The sequence below is a fragment of the Pseudomonas abietaniphila genome (assembly GCF_039697315.1).
Taxonomy (GTDB): Bacteria; Pseudomonadota; Gammaproteobacteria; order Pseudomonadales; family Pseudomonadaceae; genus Aquipseudomonas; species Aquipseudomonas abietaniphila_B.
The window spans coordinates 3,764,184-3,782,698 of record NZ_CP155619.1 but is presented as its reverse complement, the minus strand read 5'-3'; the positions used below and the strand labels follow the sequence as shown (position 1 = coordinate 3,782,698).

Annotated in this window: 15 protein-coding genes; 5 read left to right on the top strand and 10 right to left on the bottom strand. The window is 59.7% G+C overall.

Annotation, left to right across the window (positions count from 1 at the left end; all coding sequences use genetic code 11):
* Nucleotides 1–250 precede the first annotated feature (250 nt).
* The 7 genes from ABDX87_RS16715 to amaB all read right to left on the bottom strand — a co-directional run bounded on the left by ABDX87_RS16715 (nucleotide 251) and on the right by amaB (nucleotide 8,908).
* Nucleotides 251–967 carry an ABC transporter ATP-binding protein gene (locus ABDX87_RS16715; protein ID WP_346828881.1) on the bottom strand — a complete coding sequence of 239 codons (717 nt, stop codon included), beginning with the start codon at nucleotides 965–967 and terminating at the stop codon, nucleotides 251–253.
* Nucleotides 964–1,839: an ABC transporter ATP-binding protein gene (locus ABDX87_RS16710; protein WP_346828880.1), complete on the bottom strand. Its 876-nt coding sequence runs from the start codon at nucleotides 1,837–1,839 to the stop codon at nucleotides 964–966. The genes ABDX87_RS16715 and ABDX87_RS16710 overlap by 4 nt, the downstream gene beginning before the upstream one ends.
* Nucleotides 1,839–3,134 carry a high-affinity branched-chain amino acid ABC transporter permease LivM gene (livM, locus tag ABDX87_RS16705; protein WP_346828879.1) on the bottom strand — a complete coding sequence of 432 codons (1,296 nt, stop codon included), beginning with the start codon at nucleotides 3,132–3,134 and terminating at the stop codon, nucleotides 1,839–1,841. Before livM ends, ABDX87_RS16710 begins: the two co-directional genes overlap by 1 nt.
* Before the next feature lie 2 nt (nucleotides 3,135–3,136).
* Complete coding sequence (locus ABDX87_RS16700) at nucleotides 3,137–4,051, bottom strand: ABC transporter permease subunit (RefSeq protein WP_093464991.1); 915 nt, start codon at nucleotides 4,049–4,051, stop codon at nucleotides 3,137–3,139.
* Between the two features lie 186 nt (nucleotides 4,052–4,237).
* The gene (locus ABDX87_RS16695; protein ID WP_346828878.1) at nucleotides 4,238–5,371 is read right to left on the bottom strand and encodes a branched-chain amino acid ABC transporter substrate-binding protein; all 1,134 of its coding nucleotides are present in this window, start codon (nucleotides 5,369–5,371) and stop codon (nucleotides 4,238–4,240) included.
* Between the two features lie 357 nt (nucleotides 5,372–5,728).
* The gene (gene amaA / locus ABDX87_RS16690) at nucleotides 5,729–7,012 is read right to left on the bottom strand and encodes an L-pipecolate oxidase (protein WP_346828877.1); all 1,284 of its coding nucleotides are present in this window, start codon (nucleotides 7,010–7,012) and stop codon (nucleotides 5,729–5,731) included.
* Nucleotides 7,013–7,417: 405 nt separating this feature from the next.
* Nucleotides 7,418–8,908, bottom strand: coding sequence for an L-piperidine-6-carboxylate dehydrogenase (amaB, locus tag ABDX87_RS16685; protein WP_346828876.1), 1,491 nt, complete (start codon nucleotides 8,906–8,908; stop codon nucleotides 7,418–7,420).
* 175 nt (nucleotides 8,909–9,083) lie between these two features.
* Here amaB and ABDX87_RS16680 point away from each other — a divergent pair, with 175 nt between their 5' ends.
* The 4 genes from ABDX87_RS16680 (at nucleotide 9,084) to ABDX87_RS16665 (ending at nucleotide 13,627) form a co-directional block, all read left to right on the top strand.
* Nucleotides 9,084–9,989, top strand: coding sequence for a LysR family transcriptional regulator (locus ABDX87_RS16680; RefSeq protein WP_346828875.1), 906 nt, complete (start codon nucleotides 9,084–9,086; stop codon nucleotides 9,987–9,989).
* 343 nt (nucleotides 9,990–10,332) lie between these two features.
* The gene (gene pncB / locus ABDX87_RS16675) at nucleotides 10,333–11,532 is read left to right on the top strand and encodes a nicotinate phosphoribosyltransferase (RefSeq protein ID WP_346828874.1); all 1,200 of its coding nucleotides are present in this window, start codon (nucleotides 10,333–10,335) and stop codon (nucleotides 11,530–11,532) included.
* Nucleotides 11,533–11,594: 62 nt separating this feature from the next.
* Nucleotides 11,595–12,422, top strand: coding sequence for an ammonia-dependent NAD(+) synthetase (gene nadE, locus ABDX87_RS16670; RefSeq protein ID WP_346828873.1), 828 nt, complete (start codon nucleotides 11,595–11,597; stop codon nucleotides 12,420–12,422).
* 188 nt (nucleotides 12,423–12,610) lie between these two features.
* Nucleotides 12,611–13,627 (top strand): DUF1338 domain-containing protein, encoded by a 1,017-nt coding sequence (locus ABDX87_RS16665; RefSeq protein ID WP_346828872.1) that lies wholly within the window; start codon nucleotides 12,611–12,613, stop codon nucleotides 13,625–13,627.
* Between the two features lie 128 nt (nucleotides 13,628–13,755).
* Here the strand turns inward: ABDX87_RS16665 and azu are convergent, their stop codons facing one another.
* Entirely contained in the window at nucleotides 13,756–14,202 is a 447-nt protein-coding gene (gene azu, locus ABDX87_RS16660; RefSeq protein WP_346828871.1) for an azurin, read from the bottom strand.
* 432 nt (nucleotides 14,203–14,634) lie between these two features.
* Between azu and ABDX87_RS16655 the strand changes: the two genes are divergently transcribed.
* On the top strand, nucleotides 14,635–14,811 hold the full coding sequence (locus ABDX87_RS16655; protein ID WP_346828870.1) for a hypothetical protein: 177 nt from the start codon (nucleotides 14,635–14,637) through the stop codon (nucleotides 14,809–14,811).
* A 158-nt stretch (nucleotides 14,812–14,969) separates the two neighbouring features.
* On the opposite strand, the gene ABDX87_RS16650 is transcribed toward ABDX87_RS16655, so the two are convergent.
* The gene (locus ABDX87_RS16650) at nucleotides 14,970–15,866 is read right to left on the bottom strand and encodes a transglutaminase family protein (RefSeq protein WP_346828869.1); all 897 of its coding nucleotides are present in this window, start codon (nucleotides 15,864–15,866) and stop codon (nucleotides 14,970–14,972) included.
* On the bottom strand, nucleotides 15,866–18,373 hold the full coding sequence (locus tag ABDX87_RS16645) for a circularly permuted type 2 ATP-grasp protein (RefSeq protein ID WP_346828868.1): 2,508 nt from the start codon (nucleotides 18,371–18,373) through the stop codon (nucleotides 15,866–15,868). Before ABDX87_RS16645 ends, ABDX87_RS16650 begins: the two co-directional genes overlap by 1 nt.
* Between the last annotated feature and the right edge of the window lie 142 nt (nucleotides 18,374–18,515).

Genomic DNA, 18,515 nt, shown 5'->3' with positions numbered 1-18,515 from the left:
GGATGGCGGCGGGCCCACGGAGCATCGCCGGAGCTGAGGGAACCCGACGAAGTCGGGCCAAGCCAGGAGCAAGAGCGCTTTGCTTACTTTCGCGCTTTTCGAAAGTGAGTCGCCGAGGGGCGAAAAGGTGAATTCGCGCCACCCGAGACAATGGATATACATCCGAAATCAGCGCCCAACCGAGACCCAAACAAAAACGCCCGAGATGTCTCCATCCAGGGCGTCTGCTGCTACGAGACCACGAAAGAACTCAATGCCCGCCCAGATACGCGTTCCTGACTTCCTCGTTGGTCAGCAGCTCTTTACCCGTACCTGTCAGACGAATCTCTCCGTTCACCATCACGTAGGCGCGGTCAGACAACTTCAAGGCATGGTTCGCGTTCTGCTCGACCAGGAAGATCGTCATCCCGGTCCGCGCCAGCTCACGCAACGTCGAGAAAATCTGCTTCACGATGATCGGCGCCAGGCCAAGGCTCGGCTCGTCCAGCAGCAGCAACTTCGGACGGCTCATCAGCGCGCGCGCGATGGCCAGCATCTGCTGCTCGCCGCCGGACATCGTCATTGCGCGCTGATTGCGACGCTCCTTGAGGCGCGGAAACAGCTCGAACATGCGTTGCATGTCCTCGCTCGCGTACTTATCCCCAATCGGGATCGTGCCCATCATCAGGTTTTCTTCCACCGACATGTCGGGGAACACACGACGACCTTCCGGCGACTGCGCAATGCCGTTGGACGCAATGTAGTGCGAGGACTTGTGCGTGATGTCAGTGCCCTGATAAATGATCTGGCCGCTGGCAGCGCGCGGCTGACCGAAGATCGACATCAGCAGCGTGGACTTGCCCGCGCCGTTGGAGCCGATCAGGCTGACGGTTTCGCCTTCATCAATGTGCATCGAGACTTTTTTCAGGGCCTGAATCGGCCCGTAGTACACGTCGATCTCTTTCAGTTCGAGGATCGGCTTACTCATACCAACTCCTCTTCATCAGCACCCAGATACGCCGCAATCACCTTCGGATCGTTGCGGATCTGCTCCGGCTTGCCCTTGGCGATTACGTTGCCGTGGTCGAGCACAACGATATCGTCGGAAATGCCCATGACCATGCCCATGTCGTGCTCGATCAGCACGATCGTCATGTCGTGGTCGTCACGCAGGTGGCGAATCATGCCGCTCAGCGCTTCGGTTTCCTGTGGGTTGAGGCCTGCGGCCGGTTCGTCCAGGCAGATTACCTGTGGACGCGTGCACATGGCGCGGGCGATTTCCAGACGGCGCTGCTGGCCGTAGGAAAGCTCACCCGCCAGACGGTTGGCGCAGTCCACCAGATCGACCACTTCCAGCCAGTAGAAGGCCGTGTTCATGGCATCTTCTTCGGCCTTGCGATACCCCTTGGTGTTGAGGATGCCGGCGATCATGTTGCGGTTGACCCACATGTGCTGGGCCACGAGCAGGTTCTCGACGACCGACATTTCCTTGAACAGGCGAATGTTCTGGAACGTACGCGCCAGACCCGCGCGGTTCACCAGGTGCGTGCCGCCGAACATTTTGTAGAACAGGCGGCTGCCGAAACGCTTGGGCGACACGAAGTCGCTGGCGCGAAATTGCTCGCCGAGCAACTGGATGACGTTGGTCTTCTTGCCGCGTGCGTTGAGTTCGATACGCCCGCCTGTGGCTTTGTAGAAGCCAGTCAGGCAGTTGAACACGGTGGTCTTGCCGGCGCCGTTGGGGCCGATAAGGGCGAAGATCGAGTTGCGGCGCACCTCCAGGCTCACGTCGCTGAGGGCCTTGATGCCACCGAAGTGCATCATCAGGTTCTCGACGGAAAGAACGATTTCGTCGCTCATCACGCGCCCTCCACTTTAGCCAGCACGCCTTTGCGTGGTTGTACGCCGGTACGGCTGATGCGGATCAGGCCACGTGGGCGCCAGATCATCATCAGCACCATCAGGATGCCGAACAGCAACACGCGGTACTCGGCGAAACTGCGCAGCATCTCGGGCGCAACGGTCAACACGAACGCGGCGATCACCACACCGACGGTCGAGCCCATGCCGCCGAGCACGACGATCGCCAGGATCAGCGCCGACTCGAAGAAGGTGAACGAGGTCGGGTTGACGAAGCCTTGATAGCTGGCGAAGAACACACCGGCCAGACCTGCGGTCGAGGCACCGATGGTGAACGCCGAGAGCTTGACCAGCACGTGGTTCAGGCCCATGGAACGGCAGGCGATCTCGTCTTCACGCAAGGCTTCCCACGCGCGGCCGACCGGCATGCGGGTCAAGCGGTGCTTGACGTACAGCACGGCCAGCACGACCAGGAACAGCACGGCGTAGATGAAGATGAATTTCAGGTCCGGGTTGTATTCGAAGCCGAAGTATTCATGGATCGGAATGCCGTCATCTTTGGCCCGACGCCCGAACTCCAGGCCGAAGAACGTTGGCGAAGGCACCGGCACGCCGTTTGGCCCGCCGGTGAAGGACAGCCAGTTGTTCAACACCAGACGAATGATTTCACCGAAACCCAGGGTCACGATGGCCAGATAGTCGCCGTGCATGCGCAGGACCGGGAAGCCGAGGATGCAACCGGCGAACGCCGCCGCAATGGCCGCCAGCGGCAATGCCGACCAGAAGCCCAGCCCCAGATACTGATAACCCAGCGCCAGACCGTATGCGCCTATGGCGTAGAACGCCACGTAACCCAGGTCGAGCAGACCGGCCAGGCCGACCACGATGTTCAGGCCCAGGCCCAGTAACACGTAGATCAGGCCGAGGATGACCACGGTCAGCACGTACTTGTCGGCGAACACCGGGAAGATCAGGGCGATCAGGATCATCAGCGGAATGACGAAACGCAGTCGGGTCTTGTAACCCGGTGGCAGTACATGCACGCCAGAACCCGTGGTTTCGAAACTCTGCGCGATGGCCAGACCTTTTGGCGTCTGCAGAAACAGGCTCATGAAAAAGCGCCCGACGACGACGACGCCGACCAGTGCGGCAACACGACCCGGTTGCATGTTGAAGCCGTAGCCGTCGAGCACGATGCCGACGATCGGGCCAAACACGATGAGCGCCAGGAGGCCGGCAACGACCGCGTCGATCAGACTTTGTTTGATATCGATGGGTTTGACAGGAGCAGACATGGTTATACCTTCGCCACGAGTGGGCGACCCAGCAGGCCTTGAGGACGGAAGATCAGAATCACTACCAGCAGGCCGAAACTGAACACGTCTTTGTAGTCGGAGTTGATCAGACCGGAGAATTGCGACTCGGCAACCCCCAGGATCAATCCACCGAGCATCGCGCCCGGCAACGAGCCGATACCACCGAGCACCGCTGCGGTGAAGGCCTTGATACCGATGACGAACCCGGCGAAGAAGTCGAAGGTGCCGTAGTTCATGGTGATCAGCACGCCGGCCAAAGCCGCCATGGCTGCACCGATGACGAATACGTAGGAGATGATCCGGTCGGTGTTGATACCCAGGATCGACGCCATCTTGCGGTCCTGTTGGGTGGCGCGGCACATGCGACCCAGCTTGGTGTACTTGATGATGTAGGTCAGCACGCCCATGCCGATGAACGCGGCAATCAGGATGAAGATCTTGGTGTACGTGATCTGTACGAAACCGCTGCCGACCTCGAAGCGCATGGCGCCTTCGAGCAGGGTCGGAACGCCTTGTTGGCGTGGGCCCTGGGCGATCTGTGCGTAGTTCTGCAAGATCAGGGAAATACCGATGGCGCTGATCAGCGGCGCCAGGCGGGTCGAGTTACGCAGCGGCTTGTAAGCCACGCGCTCGATGACGAAACCGTACACACCGGTCACCACAATGGTGAAGATCAGCGTGCCGAGAATCAGGAAAGGGAACGACTCGATACCGAAGAAGGACAGCACGGCAAGGCCGATGGCTGCAAGGTAGGCGGAGATCATGTACACGTCGCCGTGGGCGAAGTTGATCATGCCGATGATGCCGTAAACCATCGTGTAACCGATGGCGATCAGGCCGTAGACCGAACCGAGGGTCAGGCCGTTGACCATTTGCTGCAGGAAAATACCATCCATCACGCACGCTCACGAACTTGAAAGGCCAACCTGGCGCGTGCCGGGTATCTCCTCGTGAGAGATAGCGGGACGGGCACGATGGCAACAGAAGAAATCCGGGGCTGCCCAAAGGCAGCACCGATTACCGGACAGCGTCGTGTCGAGGTTCCAAGCCCGCGACACGACGCTTCCGACTAAGCGCTCAACTCACTTCTGCTTTTCGAGCTGGTGATATTTGCCGTCTTTGTCCCACTGGTAAACCACGTAGTCGGACACCTTCAGGTCGCCTTTGGTGGTGAACTCTTTCTTACCCATCACCGTTTCCACGGGATGAGCCTTCAGCCACTTGGCGGCATCCTCACCCTTGGTAGACTTGGCGCCCGCGAATGCAGCAGCCAGGGTCTGTACAGAAGCGTAGGAGTAGAGGGTGTAGCCTTCAGGCTCGTAGCCTTTCTTACGGAATTCTTCAACCACGGCCTTGCTGTCAGGCAGCAGACGCGGGTCCGCGCCGAACGTCATGTAGACGCCATCAACATACTGGGCACCGCCAGCAGTGGTGACCAGTTCGTCGGTGACAACACCGTCATCGGAGACAAACTTGACATCTTTCAGGCCCTGTTCACGCATTTGGCGGACCAGAGGACCGGCTTCCGGGTGCAGGCCACCGAAGTAAACGACGTCGGCACCTGTGCCGCGGATCTTGGTGACCAGGGCGCTGAAGTCTTTCTCGCCACGGGTCAGACCTTCTTCCAGTACAGGCTTCACGCCGCGAGCGGTCAGTTGCTTGGCGGTAGCGTCTGCCAGGCCTTTGCCATAAGTGTCTTTGTCATTGATGACCGCGACTTTCTTGCCCTTGAGCACGTCGACGATGTAGTCGCCGGCAACGATGCCTTGCTGATCGTCACGACCGCACATACGGAACATAGCGCTCAAACCACGCTCGGTAACGTTCGGGTTGGTGGACGCAGGGGTGATCGCGATGATGCCGGCTTCGTCATAGACTTCCGAAGCAGGAATGGTCGAAGAAGAGCAGAAGTGACCCACGATGCCGACCATTTTGTCAGCGGCCGCTTTGTTCGCGACAGCGACGGCCTGCTTTGGCTCACAAGCGTCGTCGTACTGAGTCAGGGCGATCTTCTCACCATTGACGCCGCCCTTGGCGTTGATGGCTGCAGCCGCAGCTTGCGCGCCCTCCCAGAACTGTTTGCCAAACGAAGCGTTGGCACCGGTCATTGGACCGGAAACGCCGATCTTGATGTCAGCCTGCGCAAAAGTAGCCGCACCCATTGCAGTAGCGACTGCGAGTGCCAGAAAGCCTTTCCTGTAAAACGTCTGCGACATGAGTTGGTGCTCCTAGGTTTTTTAATTAGCACTGCGACCACAGAGTTGCTGTGAGCAAGTGGCGTGCCATCGGTTTTTTATTCTGAAAAAAGTCGTCGTTTTGTTGTTATTCGACTGTTTCTGGCCCTTTTTAATCGGGCGTGCAACCGTCTAAACCGCGCAAGGTGCAACCTTGCGACTTTTAAAGAGCAACCCTCCACATTTAACCGCGCAACCACGCCAGCCTGACCTGTACAACCCTGTTGTTACAGCCTGCGTCACCGAACTGCACACCGTCGGTGCGAGACCGCTACGGGACGCACCATTTCAGGTTAGTGGATGCGCGAAAAAGCGTCGTTTTACCACAGATATTTCGCCTCAGATGACAATTCTGAGGCATTGCCCCGCATGGTATAGCGAAAAGCCAGCCTCATATAAAGAGCTTCTTAAACCGATGGCCGAGAGCGGCTGCATGCTGGCGAAGGGAATCGGCAGAACAGACGCATCGCCGCTGCACAGGTAATCCGCAAACGCTTTACCGACCACCGTGCCGGTGGTGTTGCCACGGCCGTTGTAACCGGTGACCGCGACCAAACCCGGTGCAGGCTCGAACATGCGCAGCAGATGATCGGGCGTAAACGCGATGCAACCGGTCCAGGTGCATTCCCAGTCGACCTTTTTCAGGTACGGAAAATAGTGCTGCTGAACACGGTCGGCCCACGCTTTGAGGAACCATGTCGGCTTTTGGTTACCGTTACCCAGACTGCCCAGTAACAAGCGGCCATCGGCATCTCGACGAATGCTGCTCAGCACCTGACGGGTGTCCCACGAGCCTTGGCCGCCGGGCAAAATTTGCTGCGCAGCGTCTTCGGTCAGTGGCGCCGAGGCGACCTGGTAGTAATAACCGGGGAAGAAGTTACGACGCAGGTCAGTCCACTCACCTTCGGTGTAGGCGTTGGAGGCAATCACCACTTGATCAGCGATGACCGATCCGTTTTCGGTGATCACACACCAGCGCTGGCCCTGACGCTCCAGGCGCTTGACCGGCGAATGGTCGAAACGTTGACCGCCCAGACGGGAGACAGCTTCCGCGAGGCCGCTGGTGTAGGCCATCGGGTTGATGGTCCCGGCACGATGGTCGAGCAAGGCGGCAGTGATTTCCTTCGTGCCGGTCGCCTCCTGGCAGGCCTTGCCGGTGAGCAACTCAATCGGAGCGCCGCGACGTTTCCATTGTTCTTCACGGCTGCGCAGGTCGATTTCGCCCTTGGCGTTGTGTGCCATGTGCAGCGTGCCCTTGCGGGTCGCCTGGCAATCGATGCCGTACTTTTCGATCAGGCTGAACACCAGCGAAGGCGCGTTGCCAAGCATGGTGTTGAGCTGACTGCCGACTTTTTCGCCGAACCCGGCCTCGATCTCGTCAGGCGGAATCCACAGCCCGGCGTTGACCAGACCCACGTTCCGTCCCGAGCCGCCCTGCCCAGTGCGGTGAGCTTCGACGATGGCGACTGTCTTGCCTTGTTCAAGCAGATGAATTGCCGCCGACAACCCCGTGATGCCTGCGCCGATCACGCACACATCGACGGTCACTTCCCCTTTCAACGCTGGCGCCTCAGGCCTCTGCGGCGTCAGCGTTTCCCACAGACATTCTTCGCGTAGCGGCATCGCAAAACCTCGGAAAGAGACACGTCTACCGATCGTTCCCATGCTCCGCGTGGGAACGCAGTTCATGACGCTCTGCGTCATACAAAAACGGACGCAGAGCGTCCATCAAGGCATGCCCACGCAGAGCGTGGGCACGATCATCAAAATCCAGATACCGATGTCGTTCGTTATGACGCCTTCGCGAGCAAGCTCGCTCCCACAGAATAAACACGCCAAAAAGTGTTCACAGCTCCCGTGGGGGCGAGCTTGCTCCCACGGGGTGGACACGTCCGGAAGGTATTCACAGTCCTGTGGGAGCAGCTTGCTCCCACAGGGTGGACACGTCCGGAAGGTATTCACAGTCCTGTGGGAGCGAGCTTGCTCGCGAATAGTGTCAACGCGGTACGTTTACTTACCGCGATTCAATCAATCAAACGTGATCCCTTGCGCCAGCGGCAACTCGCGGGAGTAGTTCACGGTTGCGGTCTGGCGACGCATGTAGCCTTTCCACGAATCCGAACCGGACTCACGACCGCCACCGGTTTCCTTCTCGCCACCGAACGCGCCGCCGATCTCTGCACCACTCGGGCCAATGTTGACGTTGGCGATGCCACAGTCACTGCCCAGCGCGGAGATGAACTGCTCGGCCTCACGCACGTCGGTGGTGAAGATGCACGAAGACAGACCTTGTGGCACGTCATTGTTCAGGCGCACGGCTTCGTTGAAGTCTTCATAACCGACCACGTACAGGATCGGCGCGAAGGTTTCGCTGCGCACCACGTCGCTCTGCTCAGGCATCTCAACGATGGCAGGCGAAACGTAATACGCGTTCGGGAATTTGTCCGCCAATTGACGCTTGCCGCCGAAGACCTTGCCGCCTTCGCTCAAGGCTTGCTCCAGCGCTTCCTGCATGTTTTCGAAGCTTTGCTTGTCGATCAGCGGACCGACCAGATTGCCTTCCAGCGGATGACCGATACGGACCTTGGCGTACGCCGCTTTCAGGCGCTCGACGAACTCGGCCTTGACCGACTTGTGGGCGATCAGACGACGCAGCGTGGTGCAACGCTGACCCGCCGTGCCGACGGCGCTGAACAGGACGGCGCGAACGGCCAGGTCCAGGTCGGCGCTCGGGGTCAGGATCATGGCGTTGTTGCCGCCCAGTTCCAGGATGCTGCGAGCAAAACGGGCAGCAATCTTCGGTGCGACTTCACGGCCCATGCGCGTGCTGCCGGTGGCGCTGATCAGCGCAACACGGGTGTCGTCTACCAGCGCTTCGCCCGCTTCACGACCTCCGACGATGCACTGCGCCAGGAACTGCGGCGCATCAGGGAATTCAGCCGCAACGCGATCGAACAACGCCTGACAGGCCAATGCGGTCAGCGGGGTCTTTTCGGACGGTTTCCAGATCACGGAGTTACCGCACACCAGCGCCAGCGCGGTGTTCCACGACCAGACAGCGACCGGGAAGTTGAACGCGCTGATCACACCGACCACGCCCAGCGGGTGCCAGGTTTCACGCATGTGGTGACCCGGACGCTCGGAGGCGATGGTCAGGCCATACATCTGACGGGACAGGCCGACCGCGAAGTCGCAGATGTCGATCATTTCCTGCACTTCACCCAAACCTTCCTGGGTGATCTTGCCGGCTTCCCAGGAAACCAGTTCGCCCAGATCGGCCTTGTGCTTGCGCAGGGCTTCACCGAACAGGCGAATCAGCTCACCGCGACGGGGCGCAGGCACCTTGCGCCAGGCATCGAACGCGTGCTCGGCGCGGGTGATGCGCTGCTCGACTTCGGCGGCACCTTCCCAACTCACCGAAGCGACCTGGCTGCCGTCGATCGGCGTATGAACAGGCTTGTCGCCTTTCTGATAAAGGGCAGGGTCGACACCGAGGCGGGATAGCAGATCGTTAAGCATGATTTCTCCTGAGTACTGGTGAACCGTAAACGCGAATGCGGAATACTGGAATTCGGTGCTGGCGGATGGGGATAGCTTCAGCGTGTAGTAATAGCTGGCCTTACGCAGCGCAACAAACGACGTTTAAGCGAGATATCATTCCGTTTTTTCATGCTGACGCTTAACAGGCCTGAATATGCTGAACAAACGCCACTTGCCCTCCGTCACGGCGCTGCAATGTTTCGAAGCGGTGACCCGGCACCTGAGTTTTACCCGAGCCGCCGAAGAGCTGAACCTCACGCAAAGTGCGGTCAGCAAACAAGTGGCGCAGCTCGAAGAACTGGTCCAGCACCTGTTGTTCAGACGCGTGCGCCGACGCCTGCAACTGACGCCCGCCGGTGCGTTGTATCTGGCCGAAGTACGCAAAGTGCTCACGCAGATGGAGATGTCCACGCACTTCCTGCGCTCCTACGGCGGCGAAACCGAAGTCCTGCGTGTGTCCACACCTTCGACCTTCGGCGCACGCTGGCTGGTCCCACGCCTCAAAGGCTGGCGCCTGCGTCATCCGCACATACACCTGGACCTCGTCAACGAACAGGAAAGCGACGATCTGGCGCAGAACCGCTGCGACATGTCGTTCTACTTCGGCCAGGGCGCGCGACCGGGCGCCGAAAGCGTAAAGCTGTTCAGTGAGGAACTGGTCCCGGTTTGCGCCCCGGGCAGTCTGCCCGACGAGCCCTTCACCGACCCGACTCAACTGGCCGACCTCGTCCTGCTGCAGAACGCCCATCGCCCGCAGGCCTGGCATGAATGGTTCGAGGATCAGGGTTATCAGACCGAACACAGCTACCACGGCCCGCGCTTCGAGACCTTCTACATGTGCATCCGCGCCGCGCAGGTTGGCTGCGGCGTCGCGCTGTTGCCACGGTTTCTGGTTGAAGAAGAACTGGCAGACGGCAAGCTGATCATTCCCTGGCCACACGCGCTCCCCAGCCGCGACGCGTACTACCTGGCGTACCCGGAGCATGCGGCCGAAGTGCCGAAGATTCGGGTGTTCGTGGAGTGGATGCTGGAGCAATTGGACCAGCCTACGCCGCAGTGAGGCCCGTTCACCTGATACCTGTAGGAGCGTGGCTTGTCCCGCGATCTGCTGCGTAGCGGCAGCAAAACCGGTAAATGAGGTCTTCCTGATATGCCGGGTTCGCATGGGTTTGCTGCCGGTTCCCGGCAGATCGCGGGACAAGCCACGCTCCTACAGGAAAACCATACAACCAAACATTTCTGCCCCAAGCCGCTCTGCGCTGGCATTATGTCCGTCATCGTCAATAACAGACCGGACGTAGTGGCCTGGAGCCAACACCAGGCGTTGCCACAAGGTTGTATGCGACACCGAATTGAATTCCATGGGCCGCACTCTGGCGGCCGCTGCTGGCTGGAGCGACACAATGAGTGAGAGCGCTTTCGCGGATCGCATCGTGCAGAACCTGCTCGATACCGACCTCTACAAGCTGAGCATGATGCAGGCTGTGCTGCACAACTACCCCAACGTCGACGTTGAATGGGAGTTTCGCTGCCGTAACAGTGAAGATCTGCGGCCTTATCTGAAGGAAATTCGCCACCAGATCGAACAGCTCTGCGATCTGTCGCTGAGCGTTGAGGAAACCGGCTTTCTGGAACGCATCAACTTCATGAAGCCGGATTTCCTGCGCTTCCTCGGCCTGTTCCGCTTCAACCTCCGGTACGTGCACACCAGCATCGAGAACGACGAACTGACCATCCGCCTCGCCGGCCCATGGCTGCACGTGATCCTGTTCGAAGTGCCGATCCTCGCCATCGTCAGCGAAGTGCGCAATCGTTACCGCAACCCCAATACCCTGCTGGTTCAGGCGCGCGATCAGCTATACCGCAAGTTTGACTGGCTGACCGCCTCGGCCACGCCCGATGAGCTGGCCGAACTCAAGGTGGCTGATTTCGGCACCCGCCGGCGCTTTTCCTTCGCCGTGCAGGAAGATGTGGTCTCGGTGCTGAAGAAAGACTTTCCCGGTCAGTTCGTCGGCACCAGTAACGTGCACCTGGCCCGCAAATTCGACCTCAAGCCGCTTGGCACCATGGCTCACGAATGGATCATGGCGCATCAGCAACTGGGCCCGCGCCTGATCGACAGCCAGATCGCCGCGCTCGATTGCTGGGTGCGTGAATACCGCGGCCTGCTCGGCATCGCGTTGACCGACTGCATCACCACCGATGCGTTCCTCGGCGACTTCGACCTGTTCTTCGCCAAGCTCTTCGACGGTCTGCGCCATGACTCAGGCGATCCTGTGCAGTGGGCCGAGAAGTGCATCAGGCATTACCAGAAGCTCGGGATCGATCCGATGACCAAGACCCTGGTGTTCTCCGACGGCCTGAACCTGCCCAAAGCGCTGGAAATATTTCGCGCACTGCGCGGTCGGATCAACGTCAGCTTCGGCATCGGGACCAACCTGACCGCCGATGTGCCGGGCATTGAGCCCATGAGCATCGTGCTTAAAATGACCGCCTGTGCCGGCCAGCCTGTGGCGAAGATTTCCGACGAACCGGGCAAGACGCAGTGCAAGGATCCCGAATTCGTGTCTTACCTGCGTCACGTATTCAAGGTGCCAGCCTGACTCGAGCACCCATCACACACTATTTCATGCCTATTTTTCTTCTTCTGCATAAGGAGTAAATCATGCAAGCCGTACAGCTCGAGATCGCCAAGGAGCTCAAGGTCCAGGCTCCGTTCGCCAACCAGGGTGAACTGGAAGCCGAAGTCGCGCGCCGCGTCCAGTTCATCAAAGACTGCCTGCAGAACGCCCGCCTGAAAGTGCTGGTGCTGGGCATCAGTGGTGGCGTCGACTCGTTGACCGCGGGCCTGATGGCTCAGCGCGCCGTCAAAGAACTGCGTGAAAGCACCGGTGACAACGCCTATCAGTTCATCGCCGTGCGCCTGCCGTATCACATTCAGCACGACGAGCACGAAGCCACCGCCTCGGTTGATTTCATCAACCCGGACGAGCGTCACACGGTGGACATCGCGCCCTCCGTCAAGGCGCTGGTCGAGCAGGTGAAGGCCTTCGAAGGCCAGCCCGAGGCTGCCGTGGATTTCGTCAAAGGCAACGTCAAAGCGCGCACGCGCATGGTCGCGCAGTACACCATCGCCGGCGTTCGCGGCGGCCTGGTGATCGGCACCGACCACGCCGCGGAAGCGGTCATGGGCTTTTTCACCAAGTTCGGCGACGGCGCCTGCGACCTGGCGCCGCTGAGCGGTCTGGTCAAAAACCAGGTGCGCGCCATCGCCCGCCACTTCGGCGCGCCGGAGAACCTGGTCGAGAAAATTCCGACTGCTGACCTCGAAGATTTGATGCCGGGCAAACCGGACGAAGCGTCCCACGGCGTGACCTACGCCGAGATCGATGCCTTCCTGCATGGCGAGCCGCTGCGTCAGGAAGCGTTCGACATCATCGTCAACACCTACCGCAAGACCCAACACAAGCGCGATTTGCCGTACGCGCCCTAAAAGCAGCGTCGAGCGGCAAGCTTCAAGCAGCAAGGTGCGTAAGGCTTAGGACCTGCGGCTTGGCGCTTGAAGCTTGCGCGCGGCGGATCATTCGAAAAAGGAATGAACCCGTCGTTTTTTTTCGCTTGATGGCACTCGCCATCAAGGCTTACATAGGGTCCTGACTTTCTCGCTCAGAGCCGCTATCCATGACTGCTTTCCAAGGCCTCTTCTCTCTCGTCGCTTCCACTGTCGGACAGCCCGCTGCTGACTGGCTCGAACACCGTGTGGAAGTCCCTCAGGCACTGCACGACTTTTCCTGGAGCGACGACGCGATTCATCGTGTGTGGCTCGCCGAGGCGCTGAACCTGTGCCTGTTCCACAAGCTGGTCGAAGCAGTGCCCGACGGGCTTCGCTACGTGGATGAGCAATATGAAAGCGGTCGTAAAGTGGTGTTCGATCACGGCGCAATCCGCACGGTGGACTGGGTAAAGAACGGCGAGCTGCCAAGGGGTCGTCTGGCGTTTTCCCGACTGTTGGAGCCGCTGGGCTTCACGGATGTACGCACGTATCCGCTGACCAAACTGAACATGACCGGTTGGGGCTATCGCCAGATGGACCTGCCGGAAGACATCGCCCAGTTTTTTGTGTCCGAACTGCATCCCGGTCGCCTGAGCGAAGCATTTCAGAACGCTGTCAGCCGTGTCGTTGGTTCAAGCCGCGATCCGCTGAGCCACGAAGACATGAGCATTCTCAAGCGCCTGCAGTCGACCCGTCATTGCAGCCTCGAAGAAGCCACTCGGCTGTTGCCGGGCCTGTATCGTGCCTTCGGCCGCCAGCACGGTGCCGTGCGGGAAGACGATTACCGTCAGTTGCTCAGCGAAAGCGCGGAAATGGCGTGGATCTCGACCGAGGGCAACAGCTTCAATCATCTGACCGACCGGGTCGAAGACCTGGAAGCCACGGTTGAGGAGCAGATTCGGCGCGAGCGTCCGATGAAAGACAGCATTGAGGTGTCAGGCTCTGGACGCGTCATGCAGACGGCCTACAAAGCCTGCACCGTGAACCGCGAACTGCTGGATGCCGAAGGTGTGGTTAGAACGCACAAGGTGCCGGGCTCGTTCGTCGAGTTCATTCAGCGCAAGATCGACCCGGAGAACGGCAACATCGACCTGAACTTCGACAGCAGCAACGCGCAGGGGATTTTCAAGATGACGGCGTCGTAAGGACGCCAGTAAGACGGTAGGAGCGCGTTTGCCGCGATGCGTCGTTGAATCCGACGGCTCTACGTCGCCGGATGCATCTATCGCGGGCAAGCGCGCTCCTACAGGTGTCAGTCAGCACAAGGCCTGCATCACTTCAGCGTGATCGCGCCTTTCATCATGCTGATGTGGCCCGGGAACGAGCAGAAGAAACCGTACTTCTCCGCCGGGTCCAGCTTCGACACGTCGATCTTCAGCGAATCGGTTTCACCGGCGCCGATGATCTTGGTGTGAGCGATGATGCGCGCATCACCCTCTTTCAAATACTGCTTGTCGATACCGGCGCTCAGGCCGTCGGTGGCGATTGGCTGCATATCAGCTTCTTTGCTGATCACCAGGTTATGGCCCATGACGTTCTTCGGCAGGCTGCCGGAGTGCTTCAGGTTGACCGTGAACTCCTTGCAGCTCTTGTCGATCTCAATCGCTTTGGTGCTGAACGTCATCTGGTCGGTTGAATCGACCTCGACCGAGCATTCAGCCGCCAACAAATGCCCACTGACCAGCGTCAGCAGGGATGCAACAACAAGCTTGCGAATCATGATGAGTCTCCTGAATGGGGTTGCTCTTGGTGTTTTTGTATACAAAGAGTGCCCTAACTTTAAACAATTTATCAACCGCTTATTATGAAACATGTCTGGGTCGGCTCTATCAGGGCCATCGAGACAATCAAGCAGCGGACAATACAGTGTCCTCCTAAGATGGCGTTGTCACTCATCAATCAGGACGATATTCATGCAACTCAATAGCCTTTTTCGCAGTTTGCTCGCCGCTTACGCCTGCGGTTCCAGCGGCAATTACCACAGCGCCGCCCAAGACTATAGCGACTACCGTAAGGCCTGACGCGGAGCGTTATCGCGTCGATTTTTGTCTCCGCGCTCGAACGGACAATCGGCGCGCGAAAAATACAACGCCGGGTCAGCGTCGTTCTGAGGCAGAATGACCAGACTTATCGTCTGCCTCGAGGACTGCCCATGGCCAAACCCAACTATTCCTTTGCCAAACGTCAACGCGATCTGGCTAAAGAGCAGAAGAAAGAAGAGAAAGCACAGCGCAAACAGGCTGAAAAGGCTGAAGCACTGGCTGGAGAAGGTGAGGCTGTAGAAGGCGAGACTGCCGAGCAGCAGAGCGAAGAAAAACCAGCTGAATGACCCGAATTGCGGTTCCCTGACCCGCACAGTCTGTCCGGGCGGGGCAACATCCTGTAGGACCGCGCTTGCCCGCGATGCGTATTCAAATCCGACACATCTACGTTGCCGGATGCATCTTTCGCGGGCAAGCGCGCTCCTACACTGCGGACGACACCCGCCTATCCCGCAATCGGCATCACGGTCACCCGCACTTCGGGATCATGATTGCCACCGCCCAGAATCACACCGCGTAGCGGAGAAACATCGGAAAAGTCCCTCCCCCACGCCAGGCTGATGTGCTCAAGCGCCGGCTGGATGTTGTTGGTCGGATCGAAATCCACCCAGCCCAGCACCGGGCAAAACACTGATATCCACGCATGCGACGCATCCGCCCCAATCAGCCGGGGTTGGCCCGGCGGCGGCTGGGTCAGCAGATAACCGCTCACATAACGCGCCGCCAGCCCACGTGATCGCAGGCACGCGAGCATCAAGTGCGCGAAGTCCTGACAGACCCCACGCCGTGTCTCCAGCACTTCCACCAACGGCGTCGCCACTTGAGTCGCTTCGCTATCGAACGTGAACTCGTCGAAAATCTTTTCCATCAACGCCTGAGCACACAGCAGCATCGGCCTTCCCGCCGGGAAGCAACTGGCCGAAAAGTCGACAAACGACTGCTTCAGATGCACGTACGGCGATTCAAAGCGATAGCGGCAAGCATCGAGAATGTCCGCAGACATCTTCGAAGCGCTGTAAGTGAGCGTGCTGCGGGCATGATCCCACGCATCCGACTGCTGGAAATCCAGCACAGGACGCTCCAGCACTTCGATGCGTAAACGCGCATTGACCTGCAATTCGTCATGCGGGCGTTCGAATGCCAGGCGTGTCAGCGGATTGCCGAACACGTCCAGTTCGTCGCGGCGCGTAGTGGGCGTCGGGCTGATCACCAGATGCTGTTCCAGGCAACGCTGCCATGGGCTGCGTCGCGGCCAAAGATGCGCGAGTTGCTGCGCCAGCGAAACCGGGCTGTCGTATTTGTAATGGGTGTCATGAAGGATCTGGTAATGAGCGCTGTTCATCAGACGGACACCGTACGCTGGCTGACATCATCGACATGGGCGAAATGGCGCAAGGCCAGGCGGTCAGACACCTGACCGCTGACCTCGCCGATTGCTTGCAGCAAATCCGCCAGGCCATGCAGCGCAGCCTTGATGCTGCTTTCTCCGAACAGACCTTCCTCCAGACACCCCAGATCAAACGTGGCCAAGCGTTGGGTCAACGCTGCCAGACTGCGGTCTTGCGGTGCGCCGAAATCTTCGTTCAGACGCTTCACCGAACGCGTCACCAGCTTGAGCTGGAACAGCACCGCGTGTGGGTTCTGGTCATCCAGCAGCAGCAAATCGAGCACCGGGATTAACTGTGGCAAGGCCAGATAGCGCGAGCGGTAGGTAATGCTGCTGTTGCCCAGTTCCAGCAGCCAGTCCAGCGCGTCCTGATCGAACACCGCATCGCTGCGCAGGAACGCTGCCAGACTCGTGCTGAGGAACTGCAAACGTTCGATACGCCGACCGATCATCAGGAAACGCCAACCTTCGTCACGCGTCATGTCGTCGAGGGCAAAGCCTGACAGCGCCGCCAGCGACATCACCAGTCGGTTGAGGAAATCCAGCAGTTCGCCGAAGTCAGGTTCGTCGGTCTCCAGGTTCGTGGCTTCGCGCTGCAATTCCACCAGCGCCTGCCAGTTCTCGCGGGACAGCTTGCCGCGCACCTGGGAGGCCGCCCACTGCAAGCGCTGCAGGTTGGAACGCAGGCTAAACGGCCAATCGTCACCGAGCAGGGCCGCGAGCAAGCGTTTATGCAGCGCAGAGCCTTCCTCGTCCTCTTCATCTACCCGGGGAACCAGATTCAAGCGTTCGCCCAGTTCAATAGCGGCCTGCAGCGCCAGCGGATCATCGCCATCGACATAGCGCGCCAGCATGATCCGCAGCAATCGCGCGCTGTCGTCGCAACGTTCGCAGTAACGACCGAACCAGAACAGGTTTTCCACCACGCGCGACGGCAGGTACGGGTCGCGGCGAATCAGATCGTGCACGCCCAGCGAACGACGGCCTTTCCACGGCTCACTGCCCAGCGTGCGTTCGCCGAGAATCCAGGTGTCCTTGCTCGCACCGCCGCGCTGCATCGACACCACGTCGGCGTCGGCATCGGCGGCCACTCGGGTCAGGCCACCCGGCAGGACGCGATAGCCATCGTCGGTCGCGACGGCGTAGACGCGCATGCCGATCGCCCGAGGCTGCAACTGCCCTTCCTCGCCCTGCCACACCGGCGCGTGGGACAGCTGCGCCAGCTCTTGAGCCACGTACGCATAGGGTCGGGCCTGCATACGCGCGGCCAGCGCCTGGCGCTGCTCTTCAGTGAGATCGCGGCCGAACACAGGCGCGAAACTCTGGGACGGAAACGCCGGCTTGATCAGCAGCTCAGGCATCTTCTCCAGTGCCTGGGCCAAGACAGGCGGCTCGCCGCACCACCAGGTCGCCACAGACGGGAGGATCAATTCTTCGCCAAACAGGTGCTGGTTGATCTTCGGCAAAAAGCCCAGTAACCCAGGTGATTCCAGCACGCCACTGCCCAGCGCGTTGGCCACTAGAACCCGACCCTGGCGGACGGCTTCCAGCAAGCCCGGCACACCCAGCGCGGAATCGGTGCGCAATTCCAGCGGGTCACAGAAATCATCATCCAGCCGACGCATGATGGCGTGAACACGGCGCAGGCCGCTGAGTGTTTTCAGGTACACCGTGGCATCGCGCACGGTCAGATCGCTGCCTTCGACCAGTGGATAACCCAACTGGCCCGCGAGGTAGAGGTGTTCGAAATAACTCTCGTTGAAGCGTCCCGGCGTCAGCAGTACCACCAGCGGCACTTCGTTACTGCTAGGGGCCTGACGCGTCAGGGTTTCCTGCAATGAACGGAAAAATCCGGACAGGTGCTGCACCTCCAGATCGCGGTACAGCTCCGGGAATGCCCGGGACACGATCAAGCGGTTTTCCAGCGCGTAACCGGCACCTGACGGCGCCTGAGTTCGGTCTGCCGTGACCCACCAGCGACCGTCTGGCGTGCGCGCCAGGTCCACTGCATACACATGCAGAAAGGTGCCTTCCGGCGGCGTGACGCCTTGGCACGGCCAGAGAAAGTTGTTGTGACCAAAGACAAGTTCGGCCGGCAGCAGCCCCTCGGCGATCAGGTTCTGCGGGCCATAAAGGTCAGCCAGCACCGCATTGAGCAGACGGGCGCGCTGAGCGATGCCGGCGGCAACCTGCTGCCATTCTTCGACGGGGATCAAATGCGGCAGCAAGTCCAGCTCCCACGGACGATCCGCGCCCTTGGGGTCGGCATAGACGTTGTAGGTAACACCGTTTTCCTGAATCTGCCGGGCCAGCAGTGCTTGACGCTGAATCAGTTGCGCGGGCGTACTGCGCTGCAGATGCTCGTAAAAGCGCAGCCAATGCGGCCGGACCTCGCCGCTGGCGTCGAGCATCTCGTGATAAGTCGCCGCACTCAGCGGATATTGGTCAAGCAGGTCGGGCATGGAAGGCTCGGCAGACAGCTATAGGGCTTGATTTCGCAGGGGTTAGAGTAGCGCAGACAACATGACACGCAGTGGCTTGCTTCCCTGCGGCCGCTTTCTGGGTCGTATTGCCTGACGCATGACGTCAGGCAATGTGTCCGGG

Excerpts from the sequence above, each read along its gene's own strand:
- ABDX87_RS16715 (WP_346828881.1), bottom strand. The coding sequence starts at position 967 with ATGAGTAAGCCGATCCTCGAACTGAAAGAGATCGACGTGTACTACGGG.
- ABDX87_RS16710 (WP_346828880.1), bottom strand. The coding sequence starts at position 1,839 with ATGAGCGACGAAATCGTTCTTTCCGTCGAGAACCTGATGATGCACTTC.
- livM (WP_346828879.1), bottom strand. The coding sequence starts at position 3,134 with ATGTCTGCTCCTGTCAAACCCATCGATATCAAACAAAGTCTGATCGAC.
- ABDX87_RS16700 (WP_093464991.1), bottom strand. The coding sequence starts at position 4,051 with ATGGATGGTATTTTCCTGCAGCAAATGGTCAACGGCCTGACCCTCGGT.
- ABDX87_RS16695 (WP_346828878.1), bottom strand. The coding sequence starts at position 5,371 with ATGTCGCAGACGTTTTACAGGAAAGGCTTTCTGGCACTCGCAGTCGCT.
- amaA (WP_346828877.1), bottom strand. The coding sequence starts at position 7,012 with ATGCCGCTACGCGAAGAATGTCTGTGGGAAACGCTGACGCCGCAGAGG.
- amaB (WP_346828876.1), bottom strand. The coding sequence starts at position 8,908 with ATGCTTAACGATCTGCTATCCCGCCTCGGTGTCGACCCTGCCCTTTAT.
- ABDX87_RS16680 (WP_346828875.1), top strand. The coding sequence starts at position 9,084 with ATGCTGAACAAACGCCACTTGCCCTCCGTCACGGCGCTGCAATGTTTC.
- pncB (WP_346828874.1), top strand. The coding sequence starts at position 10,333 with ATGAGTGAGAGCGCTTTCGCGGATCGCATCGTGCAGAACCTGCTCGAT.
- nadE (WP_346828873.1), top strand. The coding sequence starts at position 11,595 with ATGCAAGCCGTACAGCTCGAGATCGCCAAGGAGCTCAAGGTCCAGGCT.
- ABDX87_RS16665 (WP_346828872.1), top strand. The coding sequence starts at position 12,611 with ATGACTGCTTTCCAAGGCCTCTTCTCTCTCGTCGCTTCCACTGTCGGA.
- azu (WP_346828871.1), bottom strand. The coding sequence starts at position 14,202 with ATGATTCGCAAGCTTGTTGTTGCATCCCTGCTGACGCTGGTCAGTGGG.
- ABDX87_RS16655 (WP_346828870.1), top strand. The coding sequence starts at position 14,635 with ATGGCCAAACCCAACTATTCCTTTGCCAAACGTCAACGCGATCTGGCT.
- ABDX87_RS16650 (WP_346828869.1), bottom strand. The coding sequence starts at position 15,866 with ATGAACAGCGCTCATTACCAGATCCTTCATGACACCCATTACAAATAC.
- ABDX87_RS16645 (WP_346828868.1), bottom strand. The coding sequence starts at position 18,373 with ATGCCCGACCTGCTTGACCAATATCCGCTGAGTGCGGCGACTTATCAC.